Here is a 602-nt window from a genome sequence, read left to right as displayed (position 1 = left end):
CCCAGGGCTCCGGCAAGTTCGCGGTTTGGCTGGTTCTGGGTTGGGGTGCTGGATGTGATCGTGATGGCTGGTTGTTCCGGTTCGTCCTGAGTGGCTGCGCGTCAGGGGAATCCGTGGAGGTCGAGGGCTTCGGTGGGCCGGGTGTGATCGCGGCGGCCGTCGGGGATGAACCGGGATCCGGCCCGGCGGAGCTGGTTGATGATGGCGCAGCGGATGGTCGCGAGGTTCGCGGGCAGGTTGCGGGTTCGTACGGTGGAGGCGTCCTCGCGGAAGGTGACATCGCGGACGTGGTGGCTACGGTTCTCGATGGTCCACTGCCCGCGGACGAGGGCCGCCAGGGTCTGTGGGTCAGCGGTCCCCACCGCATGACTGGTGATCACATATCGGGTTTCCCGGCTGGCGCCACGGCCGGTGACCCGCCGCCAGCGGGTGATCCGGGCTGCCTGGACCGCGTGCGGGAAATCGAGGAAGGTCACGGTGGCAGCCGCGACCGTACGGGTCTCGTCTCGACCATGACCATGGTCCCGTTCGGTGAACACGGTGGGGACCTCGGTCCAGGGTAGTGCGGCGATTTGCCGGTACAGCGTCGGCTGGTTCCGTTT

Annotated in this window: 1 protein-coding gene; it reads right to left on the bottom strand. The window is 67.6% G+C overall.

Annotation, left to right across the window (positions count from 1 at the left end):
• Window positions 1-101: 101 nt before the first annotated feature.
• A partial coding sequence (locus tag AC08OP_RS14860; RefSeq protein ID WP_476614744.1) for an ISAs1 family transposase occupies window positions 102-602 on the bottom strand: 501 nt, incomplete at its 5' end.

The sequence above is a fragment of the Frankia sp. CeRuru1 genome (assembly GCF_977966315.1).
This window is presented reverse-complemented; position numbering and strand designations above follow the sequence as displayed.